General features: G+C 57.3%; 23 protein-coding genes. 13 read left to right on the top strand and 10 right to left on the bottom strand.

What is annotated here, in order from left to right:
• Positions 1-5: 5 nt before the first annotated feature.
• The 3 genes from yihS to yihU are packed head-to-tail and all read right to left on the bottom strand — an operon-like array spanning position 6 to position 3045.
• On the bottom strand, positions 6-1247 hold the full coding sequence (gene yihS / locus C3451_RS19335) for a sulfoquinovose isomerase (protein WP_022649846.1): 1242 nt from the start codon (positions 1245-1247) through the stop codon (positions 6-8).
• Positions 1248-1261: 14 nt separating this feature from the next.
• Positions 1262-2137, bottom strand: a complete 876-nt coding sequence (yihT, locus tag C3451_RS19340; RefSeq protein WP_023298926.1) for a sulfofructosephosphate aldolase — start codon at positions 2135-2137, stop codon at positions 1262-1264.
• A 17-nt stretch (positions 2138-2154) separates the two neighbouring features.
• Complete coding sequence (gene yihU, locus C3451_RS19345) at positions 2155-3045, bottom strand: sulfolactaldehyde 3-reductase (RefSeq protein WP_022649844.1); 891 nt, start codon at positions 3043-3045, stop codon at positions 2155-2157.
• A gap of 155 nt (positions 3046-3200) precedes the next feature.
• Here yihU and C3451_RS19350 point away from each other — a divergent pair, with 155 nt between their 5' ends.
• The 6 genes from C3451_RS19350 to fabY all read left to right on the top strand — a co-directional run bounded on the left by C3451_RS19350 (position 3201) and on the right by fabY (position 7945).
• Entirely contained in the window at positions 3201-4097 is an 897-nt protein-coding gene (locus C3451_RS19350; protein WP_045620870.1) for a sugar kinase, read from the top strand.
• 34 nt (positions 4098-4131) lie between these two features.
• A complete protein-coding gene (locus C3451_RS19355) occupies positions 4132-4932 on the top strand; it encodes a DeoR/GlpR family DNA-binding transcription regulator (protein ID WP_023298924.1) in 801 nt (266 codons plus the stop codon).
• Positions 4933-5050: 118 nt separating this feature from the next.
• Positions 5051-5650 carry a glucose-1-phosphatase gene (yihX, locus tag C3451_RS19360; RefSeq protein ID WP_124304380.1) on the top strand — a complete coding sequence of 200 codons (600 nt, stop codon included), beginning with the start codon at positions 5051-5053 and terminating at the stop codon, positions 5648-5650.
• Complete coding sequence (locus tag C3451_RS19365) at positions 5644-6525, top strand: virulence factor BrkB family protein (RefSeq protein WP_023298923.1); 882 nt, start codon at positions 5644-5646, stop codon at positions 6523-6525. Before yihX ends, C3451_RS19365 begins: the two co-directional genes overlap by 7 nt.
• The gene (gene dtd, locus C3451_RS19370) at positions 6522-6959 is read left to right on the top strand and encodes a D-aminoacyl-tRNA deacylase (protein WP_015569909.1); all 438 of its coding nucleotides are present in this window, start codon (positions 6522-6524) and stop codon (positions 6957-6959) included. Before C3451_RS19365 ends, dtd begins: the two co-directional genes overlap by 4 nt.
• 44 nt (positions 6960-7003) lie before the next feature.
• A complete protein-coding gene (gene fabY / locus C3451_RS19375) occupies positions 7004-7945 on the top strand; it encodes a fatty acid biosynthesis protein FabY (protein WP_022649838.1) in 942 nt (313 codons plus the stop codon).
• A gap of 8 nt (positions 7946-7953) precedes the next feature.
• Here the strand turns inward: fabY and C3451_RS19380 are convergent, their stop codons facing one another.
• Positions 7954-8874, bottom strand: a complete 921-nt coding sequence (locus tag C3451_RS19380; RefSeq protein ID WP_045620872.1) for an alpha/beta hydrolase — start codon at positions 8872-8874, stop codon at positions 7954-7956.
• A 199-nt stretch (positions 8875-9073) separates the two neighbouring features.
• Between C3451_RS19380 and C3451_RS19385 the strand changes: the two genes are divergently transcribed.
• Together C3451_RS19385 and C3451_RS19390 are read left to right on the top strand one after the other, a co-directional pair.
• Positions 9074-9316, top strand: coding sequence for a ribbon-helix-helix protein, CopG family (locus tag C3451_RS19385; RefSeq protein WP_023298920.1), 243 nt, complete (start codon positions 9074-9076; stop codon positions 9314-9316).
• A gap of 2 nt (positions 9317-9318) precedes the next feature.
• Complete coding sequence (locus tag C3451_RS19390; protein ID WP_080339264.1) at positions 9319-9690, top strand: type II toxin-antitoxin system VapC family toxin; 372 nt, start codon at positions 9319-9321, stop codon at positions 9688-9690.
• Positions 9691-9729: 39 nt separating this feature from the next.
• On the opposite strand, the gene fdhE is transcribed toward C3451_RS19390, so the two are convergent.
• From fdhE to fdnG, 4 genes are read right to left on the bottom strand one after another with little or no spacing between them, the layout of a single operon-like run.
• Positions 9730-10659 carry a formate dehydrogenase accessory protein FdhE gene (gene fdhE / locus C3451_RS19395; protein ID WP_022649835.1) on the bottom strand — a complete coding sequence of 310 codons (930 nt, stop codon included), beginning with the start codon at positions 10657-10659 and terminating at the stop codon, positions 9730-9732.
• Positions 10656-11291: a formate dehydrogenase cytochrome b556 subunit gene (gene fdoI, locus C3451_RS19400; protein WP_006808711.1), complete on the bottom strand. Its 636-nt coding sequence runs from the start codon at positions 11289-11291 to the stop codon at positions 10656-10658. The genes fdhE and fdoI overlap by 4 nt, the downstream gene beginning before the upstream one ends.
• Positions 11288-12190: a formate dehydrogenase subunit beta gene (gene fdxH / locus C3451_RS19405; RefSeq protein WP_003861960.1), complete on the bottom strand. Its 903-nt coding sequence runs from the start codon at positions 12188-12190 to the stop codon at positions 11288-11290. The genes fdoI and fdxH overlap by 4 nt, the downstream gene beginning before the upstream one ends.
• Before the next feature lie 12 nt (positions 12191-12202).
• Positions 12203-15253, bottom strand: coding sequence for a formate dehydrogenase-N subunit alpha (gene fdnG, locus C3451_RS19410; RefSeq protein ID WP_124304381.1), 3051 nt, complete (start codon positions 15251-15253; stop codon positions 12203-12205).
• A 371-nt stretch (positions 15254-15624) separates the two neighbouring features.
• Between fdnG and fdhD the strand changes: the two genes are divergently transcribed.
• Together fdhD and C3451_RS19420 are read left to right on the top strand one after the other, a co-directional pair.
• Positions 15625-16461 carry a formate dehydrogenase accessory sulfurtransferase FdhD gene (gene fdhD, locus C3451_RS19415; RefSeq protein WP_045308722.1) on the top strand — a complete coding sequence of 279 codons (837 nt, stop codon included), beginning with the start codon at positions 15625-15627 and terminating at the stop codon, positions 16459-16461.
• A 114-nt stretch (positions 16462-16575) separates the two neighbouring features.
• On the top strand, positions 16576-16788 hold the full coding sequence (locus C3451_RS19420; protein WP_003861966.1) for a DUF1471 domain-containing protein: 213 nt from the start codon (positions 16576-16578) through the stop codon (positions 16786-16788).
• Between the two features lie 40 nt (positions 16789-16828).
• Here the strand turns inward: C3451_RS19420 and C3451_RS19425 are convergent, their stop codons facing one another.
• Both C3451_RS19425 and C3451_RS19430 read right to left on the bottom strand, forming a co-directional pair.
• Complete coding sequence (locus tag C3451_RS19425) at positions 16829-17152, bottom strand: AzlD domain-containing protein (RefSeq protein ID WP_022649832.1); 324 nt, start codon at positions 17150-17152, stop codon at positions 16829-16831.
• The gene (locus C3451_RS19430) at positions 17152-17811 is read right to left on the bottom strand and encodes an AzlC family ABC transporter permease (RefSeq protein WP_003861971.1); all 660 of its coding nucleotides are present in this window, start codon (positions 17809-17811) and stop codon (positions 17152-17154) included. Before C3451_RS19430 ends, C3451_RS19425 begins: the two co-directional genes overlap by 1 nt.
• Positions 17812-17914: 103 nt before the next feature.
• Between C3451_RS19430 and C3451_RS19435 the strand changes: the two genes are divergently transcribed.
• The 3 genes from C3451_RS19435 to C3451_RS19445 all read left to right on the top strand — a co-directional run bounded on the left by C3451_RS19435 (position 17915) and on the right by C3451_RS19445 (position 21705).
• Positions 17915-18463: an XRE family transcriptional regulator gene (locus tag C3451_RS19435; protein WP_124304382.1), complete on the top strand. Its 549-nt coding sequence runs from the start codon at positions 17915-17917 to the stop codon at positions 18461-18463.
• Positions 18464-18480: 17 nt separating this feature from the next.
• Positions 18481-19476, top strand: coding sequence for a LacI family DNA-binding transcriptional regulator (locus C3451_RS19440; protein WP_023305100.1), 996 nt, complete (start codon positions 18481-18483; stop codon positions 19474-19476).
• Positions 19477-19581: 105 nt separating this feature from the next.
• Positions 19582-21705 carry an alpha-galactosidase gene (locus C3451_RS19445; protein WP_045620875.1) on the top strand — a complete coding sequence of 708 codons (2124 nt, stop codon included), beginning with the start codon at positions 19582-19584 and terminating at the stop codon, positions 21703-21705.
• Positions 21706-21736 lie beyond the last annotated feature (31 nt).

A 21736-nucleotide genomic window follows, 5' to 3' on the forward strand; every position in this document is an offset into this window, starting at 1 on the left:
CTTTATTATTTGGCCAGGCTATCCAGTAATCCGGCGGCTACGGCAGGCGCTAAGCCCGGCGCCAGCGGCAGGCGGGGGATCACCAGGCAGTGCAGCAGATGGTAAATATCCTGCTTGCCGTCCCAGACTTTGGTGGTCACTTCGTTATTGGTGTCCAGCTCCTGCCACCATGAACCGTTTTCGTAATCCATCAGGTACTTGATGCAGTAATCCCACCACTTCTGATACCAGGCTTCGTACTGCGCCTCACCGGTGACGGTGTAGAGCGCGTAAGCCGTACCCATCGCTTCGACGATTGGCCAGCGCACGCGTTCGCGGACGATAGGTTTACCGTCCCAGCCCACGGAGTAGACAAATCCATCGGCCCCGTCGGGTGCCCAGGCGTCCCGGATGGTGGCGTGGAACAGGCCTTTCGCATCTTCCAGCAGCCATTCCGGCGGGGTTTCAAAGCGCGCTTCCAGGGCGGCGCGCAGGTGCAGCATCAGGCGACCCCACTCAATCCAGTGCCCCGGCGTGCCGCCGTAGGCGCGGAAGCGGTGGGCGGGGTTATCGATGTTGTAGTCGCGGATCGGGTTCCAGTTGGTGTCGAAATGCTCGTTAACGCGGTACTCCCCTTTGCGCGCCACGTCGTGAATAATCACCGAGGCGATGCGCAGGGCGCGGTCGAGCCATTTACGGTCGTGGGTCACGTCATAAACGATCAGGAAGGCTTCCACGGCGTGCATGTTGGCGTTACCGCCGCGGTAATCTTCCGTTTTGCTGAAGGCTTCATCCCAGGACTCCAGGCACATCTGCTCCTGTTCGCTCCAGAAGTAGCGCTCAATCACCTCGATGGCGTCGTCCAGCAACTTGCGTGCCTGCGGATGGCCGGTGGTGACGGCGCTCGCCGCGCCCAGCAGGACGAAGAAATGCTGATAGCCCTGCTTGGACGCATCAATCACGCCTTCATCGTTTACGCAGGCGTACCAGCCACCGTGCTGCTTGTCGCGCAGCGGACCGTTCAGGGCATTAATGCCGTGCTCAACCAGGGCGTACGCACCAGGACGTCCCATGTTCGCCGCCACCGCGTAAACGTGCAGCATGCGGGCGGTGATCCACAGATGGGTGCCCATATCGCTACGCACCTGCCCGTTATTGCCCAGCCAGCCAAAGCCGGTCGGTACGGCGGCGTTTTTACCGAAATCGAGAATGCGGTCGGTCTCTTGTTCGAGCCAGCGATTATGGCTCAGGGTATTAAACCATTTCATGTTCGGATCCTTTCTTAACGGCGAGCCATCATTTCGTCGACGATCTCACCCAGACGCTGAAGTTTTGGTACGGAAATATCACGCAGCATCAGCTCGGTGTCCGGCAGGCCAATCACAGAGGACCAGACGGCGCGACCGGCTAAAAAGCCCGATGCCCCCGCCTGCATCGCCACGCTCACCGCGCGCGGGAATAACTTATCGTCCACGCCGGAGGAGAGGATCACCCACGGCATGGCGATGTTCTCGTTCAGCTTCTGCGAGGCCGCCAGCAGCTCCTGCTGCGTGCCCTTACCAAACAGCGGCATTTCCACTTTGTAGAGGTCGGCACCGCTGTCGCCCAGCTCTTTGGCCGCATCGATAATCGCCTGCTCGCGGTCAAACGCGGCGCCGCGGCGCGGTGGACGCACAACCGGCTCGATAATGCTCAACAGACCGTTATCGTGGCACAGCGTATTGAACGCTTTCACCATCTCCAGGCGCTGCTGCGGATCTTCATCGCTGCGCCACAGCACCAGCAGCTTCAGCGCCTTGCCGCCGTCGCGTTTGACCGCCTGCGCGTCAATGCTCTTGTCGATCACCACGCTGTCGACCGGAATACCGTTCCCCGGAATAAACTCGTCGGCTGCCACAATCATCGCGCAGCTTTTGGCCACGGCCCGCTGCTCGACAATCTGGCGATAGCAGAACTGCTGGTCGACGAGGATCGCAGAGGCGTACGGCGACAGAATTTTTGCCGCGTTGACTTTAAAATCCGTCAGGTGCTGGTCGGTTACCGGTACCGGCGCGCCTGCCGCCGCAAACATCAGGCGCATCGCTTCGCGCTGATCCACGGCCAGCATCGCAAAACCGCCGGAAGGTCGGGTGATATCTTTCAGGGTGTACATCGTCATTCCTCAGTCCTTTCGTATCAGTGTGATTTTTTCAGCCCGGCAGATGCGCGAACCTGTTCAAGAATGGCTGTCCAGTCTTCGCGCCCGCGCCCGGCGGCGCGTGCCTGGTTGTAAACTTCTCGTGAAGCCGCGCCCAGCGGCATTGGGACATGCAGCTGGTTGGCCACGTCGAGGGCGATCCCCAGATCCTTATGCGCAAGGTCGATCATGAAGGCGGGTGAAAGATCCCCTTTCAGCACCTTGTTCGGCCATGACGTGGTGAAGTGGCCTTTGCCCGCAGGTGTGCCGCTCATCACCTTGAGCGCCACGTCAAAGGAGAGGCCAAGCGCTTCGCACAGTACGGCGGCCTCGGCGGAAAGGGCGTTCAGGGCGATGCTCATGTAGTTATTGATGAGCTTCACGCGGATGCCCATTCCCGGCCCGCCGGCGTTAATCAGTTCATTACCCATCGCCATTAAGACGGGGGTGGCGCGCTCAACCTGCTCTGCCGTGCCGCCTGCCAGCAGGAGTAGCGTACCGGCGATGGCATGATCAGAGGTGCGCCCGACGGGCACGTCCATCAGGCTGAAGCCTTGCTCTGCCATGTCGCGGATCAGCGCGTCGGTTTGCAGCGGGTGAATGGTGGACATATCAATGACCAGCGCGTCGCGGGACAACCCTTCGCACACGCCGTGCTCGCCGAACAGCACGCTGCGCACCAGGTCGCCGTTTGGCAGCATAGTGATCACGAATTCGGCATCCGTTGCTGCCTGTGCGGGCGTTGCCGCCGCCCGGGCGCCGCTCTCTACCAGCGCCTGAACCGCCTGCGGGTTCACATCAAAAACGTTAAGCTGGTGGCCCTGTTTCAACAGATTCTTCGCCATGGGCGCGCCCATCTGTCCTAAGCCGATAAATGCGATTGCTGACATGCCTCTCTCCTGTCACATCGTGTCAATTTTTGCGCGTTTGTGGTGTCTGTTTTTGATCGTATTTGTAATTTATAGTCAAAAAATTGACACGGGTCACTTTTTAAACATTTGGTGAAATTAAAATGAAGGCATCAGAAATCGCAGAAGGAATCACCATGACTCGCATCGTTTGTGTCGGCATTACCGTGCTGGATCGCATCTGGTATCTCGATGAGTTACCAAAAGAAGGTGGGAAATATGTCGCAAAAGACTACACGGAAGTGGGCGGCGGCCCGGCGGCAACGGCGGCAGTGGCAGCCGCGAAACTGGGCGCGGAAGTGGATTTTATTGGTCGGGTGGGGGACGACGATACCGGCAGACGGTTGCTTGCGGAGCTGGAATCCCTGGGGGTGAACACCCGCTATACGCGCGTAGTTAAGGGAGCCCGATCGTCGCAATCGGCGGTGCTGGTGGACGCAGGTGGGGAAAGAGTGATTGCCAACTACCCCAGCCCCGATCTGCCCGCCGAGGCAGGCTGGCTGCATGAAATCGACTTCTCTCAGTGGGATATTGTCTTAGCCGACGTGCGCTGGCATGACGGGGCAAAACAGGCATTTACTCTGGCCCGTCAGCAGGGCGTTCCGACGTTGCTGGATGCGGATGTTACCCCGCAGGATATCGCGGAGCTGATCGCCTTAAGCGATCACGCGGCCTTCTCTGCGCCTGGGCTGCGGCGTTTAACGCAGTTGGATGAAACAGAAGACGCATTAAAAAAAGCACAAATGCTCACAAATGGACATGTATATGTCACGCAGGGGCGAGACGGCTGTTTCTGGCTGGAAAACGGCGCGCTATGTCATCAGCCTGGATTTGAAGTGAAGGTCATTGATACCACCGGGGCGGGCGACGTGTTCCACGGTGCGCTGGCGGTCAGCCTGGGGCAGAAATTGCCCGCCGCAGACGCCGTGCGTTTTGCCAGCGCCGTCGCAGCACTGAAATGCACAAAGCCCGGCGGGCGCGCGGGTATACCCGACTGTGATCAAACCCGCTCTTTTTTGTCACTTTTTGTATAAAATGCGGGGCGTGATGGTTTTCAGAGGACAGCCCATGAGCCTTACCGAACTGACCGGCAATCCGCGTCACGATCAGCTGCTGACGCTGATTGCCGATCGCGGCTATATGAACATTGATGAACTGGCGCAGCTGCTGGATGTGTCGACGCAAACCGTGCGCCGGGATATCCGCAAGCTTAGCGAGCAGGGGCTGATCACCCGTCATCACGGCGGTGCGGGCAGGGCATCCAGCGTGGTCAATACGGCGTTCGAACAGCGTGAAGTCTCGCTGACCGAAGAGAAACGGGCGATTGCCGAAGCGATTGCGGACTATATCCCGGATGGCTCGACCATCTTTATCACTATCGGGACGACCGTGGAGCACGTTGCCCGGGCACTGCTTAATCATAATCATCTGCGCATCATCACCAACAGCCTGCGGGTGGCGCACATTCTTTATAAGAACCCGCGTTTTGAGGTGATGGTACCTGGCGGTACGCTGCGCCCGCATAACGGCGGCATTATCGGGCCTGCGGCAACGGCGTTTGTGTCTGGCTTCCGGGCGGACTACCTCGTGACCAGCGTGGGGGCGATAGAGCACGACGGCGCGATGATGGAATTTGACGTTAACGAAGCCAGCGTGGTGAAAACCATGATTGCCCACTCCCGTCACATTTTACTGGCGGCCGATCATACGAAATACCACGCCTCCGCGGCGGTTGAAATTGGCAACGTGGCGCAGGCGACGGCGCTGTTCACCGATGAGCTGCCCGGCCCGGCGCTGCAAAGTCACCTAAAATCCAGCAAGGTTGAGGTTGTCGAAGTGAATTCCGGAGAAGAGCAGCAGGCTGGCTGATCGTCTTATGGCCCGATATTGCGATTCGGGCCTTTCCTTTCTCTAAGCTGAATCTGGCGCATAGCTAAACTTTCTCTTTCCCGCTACAGTTACTTTTCCACGGCGAAAGGAGATAAACATGCTTTATATCTTTGACTTAGGAAATGTAATCGTCGATATCGATTTTAACCGGGTGCTGGGCGCATGGAGCGATTTTAGCCGTGTTCCGCTGGCGACGTTAAAGCAGAATTTCGCGATGGGTGAGACTTTCCATTTGCACGAGCGCGGTGAGATCAGCGACGAAGCGTTCGCAGAGCGTTTCTGTCAGGAAATGGGTCTCTCGTTAAGTTACGAGCAATTTTCCCACGGCTGGCAGGCCATATGTGTCGCGATCCGCCCCGAAGTGATCGACATCATGCACAAGCTGCGCGAGCAGGGGCATCGCGTTGTCGTGCTGTCTAATACCAACCGCCTGCATACCACCTTCTGGCCGGATGAATACCCGGAAATTCACGCGGCGGCAGATAAAGTGTATCTCTCCCAGGAGATGGGGATGCGTAAACCTGAGGCGCGCATCTATCAGGCGGTATTGCAGGAAGAAGGATTCACGGCAGCGGATGCGGTCTTTTTTGACGACAACGTCGATAATATAGAAGGGTCTAATCAGTTAGGTATCACCTCCATTCTGGTGACCGGAAAAGAGACGATACCGAACTACTTTGCGAAGCAGTTATGCTAAAAACCGTTCATCAAAAAGCCAATCACCACACGCGCCCGCTGAGGGCGTGGCTGAAACTCCTCTGGCATCGCATTGATGAGGACAACATGACCACGCTGGCGGGCAATCTCGCTTACGTGTCCTTGCTTTCGCTGGTTCCGCTGGTGGCGGTGATTTTTGCGCTTTTTTCGGCTTTTCCGATGTTTGCCGATGTGAGCATGCAGCTTCGCCATTTTGTTTTCGCAAACTTTATTCCTGCCACCGGCGATGTGATCCAGAACTACATTGAACAGTTTGTCGCTAACTCCAGCAAGATGACGGCGGTGGGGGCGTGTGGGCTTATTGTTACCGCGCTGCTGCTGATGTACTCCATCGACAGTGCGCTCAATACCATCTGGCGGAGCAAAAAAGTCCGCCCAAAGGTCTATTCCTTTGCCGTCTACTGGATGATTTTAACCCTCGGCCCCTTGCTGGCGGGGGCGAGCCTGGCGATCAGCTCCTACCTTCTTTCGCTGCGCTGGGCGAGCGATTTAAACAGCGTGATCGATAACGTGCTGCGCATCTTCCCGCTGATTTTATCGTGGCTTTCGTTCTGGCTGCTTTATAGCGTGGTGCCAACTACGCGCGTACCCAACCGGGATGCCGTGGTGGGCGCGCTGGTCGCGGCGTTGCTTTTTGAGTTGGGCAAGAAAGGATTCGCGCTTTATATCACCATGTTCCCCTCTTATCAGCTGATTTACGGCGTACTGGCGGTGATCCCCATTTTGTTTGTCTGGGTCTACTGGACGTGGTGCATCGTCTTGCTTGGCGCCGAAATAACTGTCACTCTCGGGGTCTACCGCGAACTTAAAAAAGCAGCAGAAGCTGAAAAACAACAAGAAGCAGACCAACCATGATTGCATTGATTCAGCGCGTAACCCGTGCCAGCGTCACCGTGGCGGATGAGGTGACGGGTGAAATCGGCCCAGGACTTTTGGTGCTCCTGGGTGTCGAAAAGGATGACGACGAACAAAAAGCCAACCGCTTGTGTGAGCGCGTGCTGGGCTACCGCATTTTCAGCGATGCGGAAGGCAAGATGAACCTGAACGTTCAGCAGGCGGGCGGCAGCGTGCTGGTGGTGTCCCAGTTTACGCTGGCTGCGGATACCGAACGCGGCATGCGGCCGAGTTTTTCGAAGGGCGCGGCACCGGATCGCGCAGAAGCCCTTTACGAGTACTTTGTTGAGCGGTGTCGCCAACAGGACATGAATACACAAACCGGACGATTCGCTGCGGATATGCAGGTTTCGCTGGTGAACGATGGCCCCGTCACATTCTGGCTCCAGGTATGAGCCAACTGGCGGCCTGGCCGCGGGTAACAAGAGAGAGTACAGCTATGTATCACCTTCGAGTACCGCAAACGGAAGAAGAGTTAGAGGTTTATTACCATTTCCGCTGGGAAATGCTGCGCAAGCCACTGCATCAACCTAAAGGGTCTGAACGCGACGCCTGGGACGCGATGGCGCACCACCAGATGGTGGTTGATGAAGAGGGCAATCTGGTTGCCGTGGGGCGTTTGTATATCAATGCCGACAACGAAGCTTCAATCCGCTTTATGGCCGTTCACCCCTCCGTGCAGGACAAAGGCCTCGGAACGCTAATGGCAATGACGCTGGAATCCGTCGCCCGTCAGGAAGGGGTCAAGCGCGTCACCTGTAGCGCCCGTGAAGATGCCGTTGAGTTCTTTGCCAAGCTTGGTTTCGTGAATCAGGGGGAAATCACCGCCCCGCAAACTACGCCGATTCGTCACTTTTTGATGATCAAACCCATCGCCACCCTGGACGATATTCTCCATCGTGCCGACTGGTGCGGGCAGCTCCAGCAGGCGTGGTATCAGCACATTCCGCTCAGTGAAAAAATGGGCGTGCGTATTCAGCAATATACCGGGCAAAAATTTATTACCACCATGCCGGAAACCGGCAACCAGAACCCACACCATACCCTGTTTGCCGGTAGCCTGTTTTCACTCGCCACGCTCACCGGCTGGGGACTGATCTGGCTGATGCTGCGCGAACGTCATCTCGGCGGCACCATTATTCTGGCCGATGCCCATATCCGCTACAGCGCGCCGATCAGCGGCAAGCCGAGCGCGGTAGCTGACCTGGGCGCACTGGGCGGCGATCTCGACCGTCTGGCGCGTGGGCGTAAAGCACGCGTACAAATGCAGGTTGAGCTGTTCGGCGATGAAACGCCGGGCGCGGTGTTTGAAGGCACCTATATCGTTCTGCCTGCGAAGCCGTATGGCGCGTATGAAGAGGGCGGGAACGAGGAGGAGTAGTCTCCTTCTCACTCTCGCCCGGCATGGTTAATGCGCCAGGCAATATCTCGCATAACGTCTCGCGCTGACTGGCTAATTCCACCCAACTGGAAGAAGCCGTGAATTACATCCCGCCATCGTTGAGCGGTACACTTCACGCCTTGCTCCGTGAGGCGCTGATAAAGCGCCTCGCCTTCGTCGCGTAACGGATCATACTCAGCGGTAACAATATGGACCTTCGGCAGACCGCTAAAGTCGTTGCGCCACAGTGGGCTGAATTCAGGATGCTGACGGTAAGCTCTATCCAGATACATTTCATAGCCGCTCAAAAGGGTATCGCGAGTAATTACGTAGTCCATGCCATTGAGGGTATAGCTTTCAAAACTGGCCGTAGCGTCGAGCATGGGGTAGATAAGAATGAGCTGTGCGGGATCCCAGAGACCTTTGGCCTTAAGCCGCAATGACGTTACCAGCGCAAGATGCCCTCCCGCACTGTCTCCACAAAGTGTAATCCGGTTTTTATCCACACCTAATTGTTCTGCATTTTGCCAGACAAGATCTGCCGCTCTCTCTGCATCGTCATGCGCAGCGGGGAAGGTATGCTCGGGTGCGAGTCTGTACTGAACCGCAATGACTCGACAGTTACCGTAAAACGCCAGTTGGCGAAGCTGATTATCATGGGTTTCAAACCCACCGCTGACAAAACAACCGCCATGATAGTAGAGGGCACAAGGTAACGTTTCAGGGGCATTGACAGGCGAAAATAGCTGAAAGGTCATCTCCTCAAGAACAAGCGTTTCAACCTGGACACGAGTTTCTGTCTCCCCGGCCAGAGCTGTGCTGGCAACATACCCGGCTCTCCGTTCATCTATATTCTGCTTTCGCGAGGAAGGCCGCCCTGCTGCAATAAAATCTTGTACAAGCTTATCAATTCCCTTTTCCAGCGCCATGGTTACGTCCTCATGCTGTATTTATATACAGCTTTATAGCCTGGTTTACGAAAGATGAAAACAGAGGAATTTGAAGATATAAATGTCCTGGAAAGCGGCTCGCAAAATCGGTGACTGCCTTAACAATGTTCTTTAACCATGTCTTAATTATGGATATATTGCCTGAAAATTAACCGTGGATGATATACTAAGGTGATATATGAGTCTTTTGGCGGACCTTACTATGGGCAGAATACTGATCGATTTGTCTGATGACGTGATTCAACGACTGGATAACCTGAAGCAGTTGCGCAACCGGCCGCGCGCCGAACTGCTGCGGGAAGCCATAGAACTGTATCTCGACCAGCAGAATTCATCGGTTATCCGCGAAGCGCTTGGCCTGTGGGGAAATCAGCAGGAAGATGGGCTTGAGTACGAACGCAAGCTGCGTGAGGAGTGGTAATGATGGAGCACATGGCTGTGTTTGACACCAATATCCTCATCGATCTTTTTAATAACCACGTTGAGGCTGCGGATGCGATCGATCGCACAGCTTCGCATCGTGCCATTAGCCTCATCACATGGATGGAAGTAATGGTGGGCGCTCGCAGGCACGGTCAAGAAGCAAAAACGGCAGCCGTGATGGGGGCCTTTGAAATTATTGATATAACAAGGGAAATTGCTGAAAGAAGCGTATTACTTCGCGAACAGCACGGGATGAAACTTCCTGACGCCATTATTCTGGCTACTGCTCAGAGCAGAAGCTGTCCGTTAATTTCGCGCAATACGAAAGACTTTTCGGGTATTGCTGGGGTCGTTTCACCTTACCACCTGTAGGCCGGGCAAGCGTGCGCCGCCCGGCATTCTCACAGGAGATTACTCCCCTTCCCCCGGGAACAGGAACGGGTTGATCGAGCTACGGGCAAAGCCCTCCTGCTCCATCTTCGCGTCCAGGATCAGCGAGGCGAGATCGTCGGCTACCGCTTCGACTTTCGGGTCTTTTTCCTGATACAGAATCTTCAGGTAGGTCCCGCAGTCGCCGCAGCTTTCGGCTTTCACCGCCGCGTCTTCGTTTTCAAGCGACCAATAGTTCAGATCGCGGGTCTGTTCGCAGTTGCTGCACTTGATGCGCACCACGTGCCACTCGGTTTCACACAGGTTGCAGTGCAAGTAGCGCAGCCCCTGCGTCGTACCAATCTGTACCATGCTGGAGACCGGCATTGAGCCGCACACCGGGCAAAACTGGCGCGCTTCGCCATATTCAGCGCGGGCTTTACCCGGGATCAGGCTCGCCATTTGCGCCCAGTAGAGCGACAGCGCAGCCCAGATGAACGGCGCTTTATCGCTGCTCACCAGCGAGAAGTCGGAGGCAAACAGCGCGCTCGCCATCTCTTCCAGCTCTTGCTCTGAGGCTTTTTCCAGGTTCTCAATGACCGCCAGCGCCGTGCCGCTCATTTCGGGCTTCAGCTCGGCAATCAGCGAATGCAGCAGCTTATGCCAGTGCTTGTCGCGCGGCAGAACGTGAATGTCCAGCGGCGGCTTGCCCTGCGCGTTGGCTTCTTTGATGCGTGCGGTCAGATCCATTTGCAGCGGGTGGTCGTATAGCACCACTTCCTGCGCATGGGCGACCAGCGCGGCAAAACGCAGAAAATCGCCCAGCGGGTTGTTCTCTGCCAGCTCGCGCAGACGCTCTGCGCGGCGGTTGTAGAGGTTCTTGAGTCTGGGGAACAACAACGGCGGAATATAATCCGCCGTGCGTTTCTCGCTCGACCCCAGCTCATCTTGCGGGATTATGCGAATACTCATTCAGATGACTTTTCCTGTTTCTGGCGGACTTCACGGTACCAGCGCGGGTGATGTTTCTTCGCCCACGTACTGGTTACCCATCCTTCCACCATCGCGGTAATGGTGCCTTTCACCCAAAGGGCGGCGTAGATATGCACCATGATAACCACAATTAACGCCACTGCGGCAAATGAATGCAGCATCAGCGCAAATCGGATCACCGGGATTGAGAAAGCAGGCGCAAAGTACGGACGCCAGATGATCACGCCGCTCACCAGCAACAGGACCAGGAAGATAATCGCCGCCCAGAATACGCACTTCTGGCCGAAGTTATAACGCCCGGTATCACCCACTTCCTCGTTGACGACGATCTTACGAATATTCTTCGCCCAAAAGATATCATCCCGATTGATTAGGTTATGGTGCCAGTAGCGGAAAAACATGATGATAAACGAGGCAAACATCACCACACCCACGAACGGGTGCAGGATGCGCGCCAGCTGCGGCGTGCCCAGTATCTGCATCAGCCAGTTGAAGGAGGGGAAGAAGAACCCCAGCCCGCTTATCGCCGCCAGCATGAAGCAGAAGGCGGTGACCCAGTGGTTGATGCGTTCCGGCGCGGTGTAGCGCACGATGGTGTCACGTTTTCTCATTTGCGCACCTCGTCTTTCTCTTCATGCAGGTTATCGTCTTCCTCTTCCGCGCGGTTCGGACCAACGCCGACGTAGTGGAAGATGCTCGCTGCAAAGGTGGCCGCAAAACCGACCGCGGCCAGCGGTTTCCAGATACCTTTCCAGAACTTCACGGTGGCGCTGATTTCCGGGTTCTCCGGCAGGCCATGGTACAGATTCGGCTTGTCGGCGTGGTGCAGCACGTACATCACGTGCGTACCGCCAACGCCAGCCGGATCGTACAGGCCCGCGTTATCGTAACCACGGGTTTTCAGCTCGCCCACGCGCTCTGCCGCCAGCGTTTTCATATCCTCTTTAGAGCCAAAGTGGATAGCGCCGGTTGGGCAGGTCTTCACGCAGGCTGGCTCCTGACCGACATTTACGCGGTCAACGCACAGCGTACATTTGTAGACGCGGTTGTCTTCCGGGTTCATGCGCGGCACGTCGAACGGACAGCCCGCGATGCAGTAGCCGCAGCCAATACACTGCTCAGACTGGAAGTCGACGATGCCGTTGGCATACTGAATGATAGCCCCTTCTGACGGACACGCCTTCAGGCAGCCCGGATCCGCACAGTGCATACAGCCGTCTTTGCGGATAAGCCATTCCAGTTTGTCGTTCTGTTCCACTTCCGAGAAACGCATTACCGTCCAGGACTTGGCGGTCAGGTCCGCCGGGTTGTCGTACACCCCGACGTTGTGACCCACTTCGTCACGGATGTCGTTCCACTCTGAACAAGCCACCTGACAGGCTTTACAGCCGATACAGGTGGTCACGTCGATAAGCTTCGCCACTTCCTGCTGGTGGTCCCGCGCCTGAGGCGCGGGCGTGAAACCGTTAGTCGCGGAACGACGGATAATGTCTTGAGATTGATAAGCCATAAGTCGTCTCCGTTACACCTTTTCCACGTTCACGAGGAAGGCCTTAAACTCCGGCGTCTGCGTGTTCGCATCGCCGACGAACGGCGTCAGGGTGTTCGCAATGAACCCTTTCTTCGCCACGCCCTCATAACCCCAGTGAATCGGGATGCCGATGGTATCCACCTGCTGACCGTGAACGTTCAGCGTGCGAATACGCTTGGTCACCACCGCCTTGGCTTTGATGTAGCCGCGGTTAGAGGAGACCTTCACGGTATCGCCATGGGCAATGCCGAGTTTGTTCGCCAGCTTCTCGCCGATCTCCACAAACTGTTCCGGCTGCGCGATGGCATTCAGCAGCGCGTGCTTGGTCCAGTAGTGGAAGTGCTCGGTCAGACGGTAAGTGGTGCCGACATACGGGAACTTGTCCTTTTTACCCAGCGCTTCAAAATCGCCCTTGAAGATGCGGGCTGCCGGGTTAGAGACCACGTTCGGGTGCAGCGGGTTAGTACCCAGCGGCGTCTCAAACGGCTCGTAGTGTTCCGGGAACGGACCTTCCGCCATCTTATCGATAGCAAACAGGCGCCCCATCCCTTCAGGCTGCATGATAAACGGCCCGACATCGCTGCCCGGTGCGGCAGTGCTGTAGTCCGGAATATCCACGCCGCCCCATTTCGCGCCGTCCCACTTCAGTAGCTGACGCTTCGGATCCCACGGGTTGCCTTGCGGGTCAGCAGAGGCACGGTTATAGAGGATGCGGCGGTTAAGCGGCCATGCCCATGCCCAGCCCAGCGTATTACCGAGGCCCGACGGGTCGGCGTTATCGCGGTTGGCCATCTGGTTGCCTTTCGGCGTCCAGCTACCGGCAAAGATCCAGCAGCCGCTTGACGTCGTACCGTCGTCACGCAGGTGTGCGAAGGTGCTGAGCTGATCGCCTTTCTTCGCCAGCACGGTGCCGGTCGCCGGGTCGATAACGTCCGCCAGCGCCTTACCGTTGCTCTCCATGGCCACTTCTTCCGGCGCAGGGTTTTCCGGCGTCGAATAGTTCCAGGTCATGTTCAGCACCGGCTCAGGCGTTGCGCCGCCTTCAGCCGCGTACATTTTACGCAGGCGTAAGAAGATACCGGCCAGGATCTCGCCGTCGTTCAGGGCGATGCCCGGGGCGTCCGCGCCTTTCCAGTGCCACTGCAACCAGCGGCCAGAGTTGACGATAGAGCCGTTCTCTTCCGCGAAGCAGGTGGACGGCAGACGGAACACTTCGGTCTGAATCTTCGACGGGTCGACATCGTTCGACTCACCGTGGTTCTGCCAGAACGTCGAGGTTTCGGTATTGAGCGGGTCAATCGTCACCAGGTACTTCAGTTTCGACAGAGACTCGACAACCTTGTTCTTGTTCGGGAACGACGCCACCGGGTTAAAGCCCTGGCAGATATAGCCGTTGACCTGGCCCTGGTGCATCATTTCGAAGTACTGGAGGACGTCGTACCCTTTGTCCCACTTCGGCAGCCAGTCAAAGCCCCAGCTGTTTTCCGCCGTCGCCTTGTCGCCGTAGAAGGCTTTCATCAGCGAGACAAAGAACTTCGGATAGTTGCCCCAGTAGTTTACCTGGCCTTCGAGCAGCGGTTTTGGCGTGCTGGCCGTCAGATAGGTTTGCAGGTCGGTCTGTTTCTCGCTCGGCAGGTTCATGTAACCCGTCAGGCTCTGAGACAGCAGGCCAAGGTCGGTCAGACCCTGGATGTTGGAGTGACCGCGCAGGGCGTTAACGCCGCCGCCTGCCATCCCCATGTTGCCGAGCAGCAACTGAACCATCGCCATGGTGCGGATGTTCTGCGCGCCGATGGAGTGCTGCGTCCAGCCGAGTGCATACAGGAACGACGCGGTCTTATCTTTGGCGCTGGTTTCGGCGATAAGCTCGCACACCTTCAGGAAGTCCGCCTTCGGCGTCCCACAGATGTTTTCGACAACCTCTGGCGTATAGCGGGACACGTGCTCTTTCAGCAGGTTCCACACGCAGCGCGGGTGTTGCAGGGTGGTGTCGCGCTTCGCAAAGCCGTTTTCGTCCAGCTCGTAGTTCCAGCTGGTTTTGTCGTACCTGCGTTTTTCGGCGTCATAACCGCTGAACAGGCCATCTTCGAAGTGGTAATCCTCACGCACGATCAGGCTGGCGTTGGTATAGGCTTCGGTGTACTCGCGGTTATATTTTTCGTTGGTCATCAGGTACAGCAATACGCCTGACAGGAAAGTGATGTCAGTACCTGAACGAATAGGGGTGTAGAAATCCGCCACTGACGCTGTACGCGTAAAGCGGGGATCGATCACAATCAGCTTCGCGCCGTTGTGGATTTTGGCTTCCATCGCCCAGCGGAACCCGACAGGGTGCGCTTCAGCGGCGTTACCGCCCATCACCACAATAAGGTTGGCGTTCTTGATGTCGACCCAGTGGTTGGTCATCGCACCGCGACCAAATGTTGGAGCAAGACTTGCTACCGTTGGTCCGTGTCAGACACGCGCCTGGTTGTCGACCGCGAGCATACCGAGTGCGCGCGTAAATTTCTGGGTTAAATAGCCGGTTTCGTTACTGGACGCTGAAGCACACAGCATGCCGGTGGAGAGCCAGCGGTTAACGGTGGTGCCTTCGGCATTCTTCGCAATAAAGTTGGCATCGCGGTCTTCTTTCATCAGCTTAGCGATGCGATCGAACGCCTCTTCCCAGCTGATTTGTTGCCATTTGTCAGAGCCGGGAGCACGGTACTCAGGAAACTTCAGGCGGCTTTCAGAGTGGATAAAATCTACCAGACCGGCCCCTTTCGGACACAGCGCACCACGGTTGACCGGATGATCCGGATCGCCTTCGATGTGGAAAATAGATGCTTTGGCGTTTTTCGCACCGTCGCCGAGGCTATACATTAACAGCCCACAGCCGACGGAGCAGTACGTACAGGTGTTACGGGTTTCGCGGGTGCGCAGCAGTTTATACTGCCGAGTTTCCGCCAGCGCTACGCCGGGCGCAAAGCCCAGTGCCGCCGCCGTGGTGCCTGCCATACCGCCAGCGCAGATCTTAAAGAACTGCCTTCTGCTGACCTGCATGGGTCACTCCTTGGTTCATTACGACATTGCTATGTAGTTTTACTTTGCGGTTGAGAATTAACCGCAAAGGAGAAAAATTTGCGTTAATCCCTCATTTCTCCGAGGGATAAGCCCAGAATACCACAATGTCGGTACGCCTGTTCCAACGGCGTTAAAACAAAGTGAACGTATTATCACGGCATTGATTATAAAGTGTGATATCAATCACATTTCTCTCTGCGGATGTTAAGGGTGTGTAGCAGATGCCCGGTTGCACCCCTCCGAATTGAGTAGGAGAATGGATGCTGAAAAGTTGATCCATACTATGCGTAAGGTCCGCTGTTTGTGGTGCAATAGCAGGCTCACTTCCGTGGTTGTTCAGGAATACCGTCGTGTTTAAACAAAACCGTGCTACCCACGCGTCGCCACTGCCTGCGGGCATTGTGGAACTGTCGGTACACAGACCGCCTCACATTTCACATGCCACGCCGGATTTTCTGGCGGAAGAGGTCCCCGTTGCCCTTGTTTACAACGGGATTTCGCATGTGGTGATGATGGCCTCGCCGAAAGATCTCGAGCTGTTCGCCATCGGTTTCTCCCTCTCGGAAGGCATCATTGCGCATCCGCAGGAGATCTACGGCATGGACGTCGTACCGGCCTGTAACGGTCTCGAAGTGCAAATCGAACTCTCCAGCCGCCGCTTTATGGGGCTGAAAGAGCGCCGCCGGGCGCTGGCCGGACGTACCGGCTGCGGCGTGTGCGGTGTTGAACAGCTTAACGATATCGGCAAACCCATTATCCCGCTGCCGTTCACCCAGACGTTCAATCTGGCGCATCTTGATCGGGCGCTTGTGCACCTGAATGACGTTCAGCCCATCGGCCAGCTCAGCGGTTGTACGCATGCGGCGGCGTGGGTATTGCCGTCGGGGAGCATTGCAGGCGGGCATGAAGATGTTGGCCGCCACGTCGCGCTGGATAAGCTGCTGGGCCGTCGCGCTCGGGAAAACAACGTCTGGCAGCAAGGGGCCGCGCTCGTTTCCAGCCGCGCCAGCTACGAGATGGTGCAAAAATCCGCCATGTGCGGCGTGGAAATTTTGTTTGCGGTGTCAGCGGCAACCACGCTGGCGGTTGAAGTGGCGGAGCGCTGCAACCTGACGCTGGTGGGGTTCTGCAAGCCAGGCAGGGCGACAATTTACACCCATCCGCAGCGATTAATTGTTAATCAGTAATTTTGAATGAGTATAGCAAATCCTTCCGCTTTTAGTTGTTCATGATGAGGTCTAGTATTTATCTCATCAAGGCACGGTGCCTTATCTAAACAACTTAACGAAAGGGTTTATCTCATGAAAAGCATCAAAACTTTTGTCGCAGTAATCGCTCTGGCTACATCTTTCGGTTCTTTCGCTGCGCAGACTGTGACCGCATCCGCCTCTACGCTGGACGGTGCAGAAGCTAAAATCGCCGCACAGGCTCAGGAAGCGGGCGCGTCATCCTACAAAATTACTCAGGCATTCACCGGTAACCGCGTACACATGACCGCTGAACTGAACAAATAATTTCGCAGTACCGTCGAAAGAGCGCCCCTGGGGCGCTTTTTTAGTTTATGCCCGCCAGACGCAGTAGCGCCGTCACCACCGCCGCCGCGACGATCACCACAATTAACGGCATTTTGCGCCAGGCCAAAAACACCGCGAACCCCACCCCCAGCACGCGCGCCATCCCGGCAAAATGGTCCCCTTCATAAAACGTTGTCGCCAGCGCGACGGAGAACAACAAAACGGTAGCCGCATCTGAAAGCAGCGCCTGCGACCGTTCAGAAAGCGCCAGCCGGCTGCCGAGTTTTGCCCCGCCGAGACGCATCAGATAGGTTCCGGCAGAAAGAATGGCGATGCCGAGAATAAAGACCGTCATGTTTTCCATTATTTTTTCCTCGCGGCAAGGCCGAGCAAAGAGAGCAGCACCGGCAGGCCAACCGGCGCAAACGGTACGGCGGCCAGCGACAACACCGCGCCGCTACAGGCGCGGATCAGCGTGGTACGGTTTTTAAATGCCGGCACCACTAACGCCAGCAGGATCGCCGGGAACACCGCGTCCAGCCCGATGGTTTCCGGGTCTGGCAGTAGCTTGCCGACCATCGCCCCCAGCACCGCGCCCAGCGGCCAGATGATTGCCACGCCTAACCCGCACAGCCAGTAGGCCGCTTTACGCTGCTCGGCGGTTTTTTGCGACAGGCCAAACACCACGCTTTCATCGTTCATGATATGACAGCCCAGAAAGCTCAGGCCGCGCTTGCCCACCAGGTCACGCACCGTCACGCCGAACGGCACATGGCGCGCGTTTACCAGTAAACCGGCTGCGGCCGCCGCCAGCGGATTGCCGCCGCTCGCCACGATGCCGATGAACATAAACTCGGATGCGCCTGCCAGCACCGTGAGGGAGAGAACAAACGGCACCCACAGCGGGAAACCGTAGGCCATCGCCAGCGAGCCGTAGGACATGCCGACCACGCCCACCGCGAGGCAGACCAGGACGATCGCTTTTATCGTGTCGCCTTTCAGGCAAGAGAGGTGATTCTTCATACCATTTTAGCCATATCGAACGTATTTCCATTATAATGAACGCATCAAAAACGTTTTACAAGACGAACGATTCGTTCGTTATAGAGAGAATGAGGCCGTTATTATGACGCAGCCAATCAGCGTAATCGCCAGAAGCCTGGTGCGAGAACGCCTGCGAACCGGACTTTCGCTGGCGGAGATCGCCCGCCGTGCCGGGATCGCCAAATCCACGCTTTCACAACTGGAGTCTGGCAACGGCAACCCTAGCCTGGAAACGCTCTGGTCGCTTTGCGTGGCGCTGGATATTCCGTTTGCCCGATTACTGGAGCCACAGCAGCCCGTCACGCAGGTGATCCGCCGCGGCGAGGGCACAAAAGTTGTCGCCGGGCAGGCGAACTACGAGGCGATTTTGCTCGCGGCGTGTCCGCCGGGGGCGCGTCGTGATATCTACCTGCTGCTGACTCAGCCGGGGGCAGACCGTATTTCCCAGCCGCATCCGCCTGGGTCGGTTGAGCATATTATCGTGACCCAGGGGCGGGCGATGGTCGGCCTGATCGACGCGGCAGAAAAGCTCGGCCCGGGAGATTACATTTGCTATCCCGCTGACCAGCCGCATATCTTTAAGGCGCTGGAGCCCGATACGCACGCGCTGCTGGTGGCGGAACAAAACTAAAGAAGATACGGAAAATCATGTCGCTTAAAGCCATTGCCAAAGAACTGGGGCTGTCTGTTACCACCGTCAGCCGCGCCCTCAACGGATATGACGACGTTTCTGCTGAGACGCGCGCCCGCGTGGAAGCGGAGGCCCAGCGCCGTGGCTACCGACCAAATACCTTTGCCCGTCGCCTGAAGATGGGCAAAATCGACGCCGTCGGGTTGGTGTTTCCGGTGCATCCTGTTCCGCTCAATAACAGCGTTTTTATGGACATGGTCGGCGAAATTAGCCACGAACTGGCGCGACATGAGATTGACCTGCTGCTCATCGCTGACGACGATCTGGCGGACAAACACAGCTATATGCGCATGGTGCAGAGCCGACGCGTGGATGCGCTGATAGTGGCGCATACGCTGGATCACGATCCGCGTCTTGAGCAGCTTCAGGCCGCCGGGTTCCCGTTCCTGGCGCTCGGCCGCAGCCAGCTGCCGCAGCCGTACGCGTGGTTCGATTTCGACAACTATGCCGGTACGTATCAGGCCACCCGCTGGCTGATCGAGAAAGGCCATCAGCGCATTGCGCTGCTGGGCGAAAGCAACAACCAGGCATTCATCACCCAGCGTCGCCAGGGCTTCCTGGACGCGCTGCGGGAAGCCGGTCTTTCCAGCGAATGGCTGCGCGCCTTGCCCCCTTCGCGCCGCGTGGGGTATGCCACCACGCAAGAACTTCTCTCCCTGCCGCAGCCGCCCACGGCCATCATTACCGACTGCAACACTCACGGCGACGGCGCAGCGATGGCTCTGGCGCAGATGGGGCGCTTAACCGGTGAAAATGCCGTCTCGCTGGTGGTCTATGACGGTTTACCGCAGGACAGCATTGTCGATATCGACGTCGCGGCGGTGATCCAGTCTACCCGTCAGGGCGTCGGGAAACAGATTGCCGATATGGTGCGCCAGCTGATTAACGGCGACGACATTGATACGCTTCAGGTGCTCTGGCAGCCGGAATTTTCCCCAGGCCAGACGGCCTGATTACACCAAAAATTCAAAACTCGATCACAGATCCGAAACGTTGTGGTTTATATCCGAAACGTTTCGGATCAAAACTCAGGACATCCCGATGACAGGAGATGTCCGATGCAAGATGCCATTTTTCGACTTGAAAGCAATACGGTTGACGTGGTGCTAAAAACCCACCCGTTCGCCGAAATTCTCTACTGGGGGCCGCACCTTCAGCACTTCTCGCCGCAGGATGTCCTGAGTATTGCGCGCCCGGTTGCTAACGGCAGGCTGGACGTCGACTCCCCCGTCACGCTGATGGCAGAGCTGGGGCACGGCCTGTTTGGTTCGCCCGGCATCGAGGGGCATCGTCAGGGGCTGGACGGATCGCCTGTCTTCACCACCACAGGCGTACAACAGCAGGGGCAAACCCTGACGGTAACGGCGGAAGATAAACAGGCGGGCCTGCGCCTGACCAGTGAATTAACGCTGGATGCCAGCGGCGTACTGGTGGTGCGCCATGGGTTAACCAACCTGAAAACGCAGGCGTGGCAGGTGGATCGCTTTGCCGTGACGCTCCCGATTGCCGAGCGCGCGCAGGAGGTGATGGCCTTCCACGGACGCTGGATCAGGGAGTTTCAGCCGCACCGCGTTACGCTTGAGCACGACAGCTTCGTGATTGAAAACCGCCGGGGTAAAACCTCCCACGAACATTTCCCGGCACTGATTTCAGGTACGCCGTCATTCAGTGAAATGCACGGCCACGTCTGGGGTGTGCATCTGGGCTGGAGCGGCAACCACCGCCTGCGCGCAGAGGTGAAAACCGATGGCCGCCGCTATATGCAGGCCGAAGCGCTCTACCTGCCGGGTGAAATGGCGATTGAAGAGGGGGAAACGCTCTGGACGCCGCGCCTGTATGCCAGCCACTCCCCGCACGGGCTGAACGGCATGAGCCAGCAGTTCCACCGTTATCTGCGCGACAACGTTATCCGCTTCCCGGAAGATAAACCGCGCCCGGTGCACCTCAACACCTGGGAGGGGATCTACTTCAACCACGATCCGGACTACATCATGCGCATGGCCGACGAGGCCGCAGCGCTGGGCGTGGAGCGCTTTATTATCGACGACGGCTGGTTCAAAGGCCGCAACGATGACCACGCGGCGCTGGGCGACTGGTATCTGGACGAGAAAAAATACCCGAACGGCCTTAAGCCGGTGATCGATCACGTTAAACAGCTTGGCATGGAGTTTGGTATTTGGGTTGAGCCGGAGATGATTAACCCGGATTCCGATCTGTATCGCGCGCACCCTGACTGGGTGCTGGCGCTGCCGGGCTACGCCCAGGCGACCGGGCGACATCAGCTGGTGCTCAATCTTAATATTCCGCAGGCCTTTGATTATTTGGTCGAGCGCATGAGCTGGCTGCTGGGCGAGCATGCGGTCGACTACGTGAAGTGGGACATGAACCGCGAGCTGGTGCAGCCAGGGCACAAGGGCAAAGCCGCCGCCGATGCCCAGACCCGCCAGTTTTATCGCCTGCTGGACGTGCTGGGCGAGCGTTTCCCGCACATTGAGTTTGAATCCTGCTCGTCGGGTGGCGGGCGAATCGATTATGAAGTGCTGACCCGCTGCCACCGCTTCTGGGCGTCCGACAATAACGACGCGCTGGAGCGCAACACTATCCAGCGCGGCATGAGCTACTTCTTCCCACCGGAGGTGATGGGGGCGCATATCGGTCATCATAAATGTCACGCCACCTTCCGCCAGCACAGCATTCAGTTCCGCGGGCTGACGGCGCTGTTTGGTCACATGGGGCTGGAGCTGGATCCGCTCACCGTCGATGCGCAGGAGCGTGAAGGCTATCGCCATTACGCCGCGCTGTATAAGCGGTGGCGCGAGGTCATTCATCGCGGCACCCAGTGGCGTGTGGATATGCCGGACGCCACCACTTTGGCGCAGGGTATAGTGAGCGAAGACAAGACGCAGGGGCTGTTTTTGGTCAGCCAGCTCGCGATGCCGGATTACACCCTGATGATGCCGCTGCGCATGCCGGGGTTAGACGCCAGCGCGCAGTACCGCATCACGCTGCTCGATCACCCGAACATTCAGATTACGGGCGAGGGCGGGCACACCATGCGCAAGCTGCCGGCGTGGATGGACGCGCCGCAAACGGTAAGCGGTGAATGGCTGATGCAGGCGGGTATTGCGCTGCCAATTCTGGATCCGGAAACCGCCATTCTGATTGGTGTGGAACGCGTGTAAGGGTGACGGGCCGGGCAACCGGCCCTCCGTT

Source organism: Enterobacter sp. 301B, from assembly GCF_003850715.1.
In the GTDB taxonomy this organism is placed as follows: Bacteria; Pseudomonadota; Gammaproteobacteria; order Enterobacterales; family Enterobacteriaceae; genus Enterobacter; species Enterobacter intestinihominis.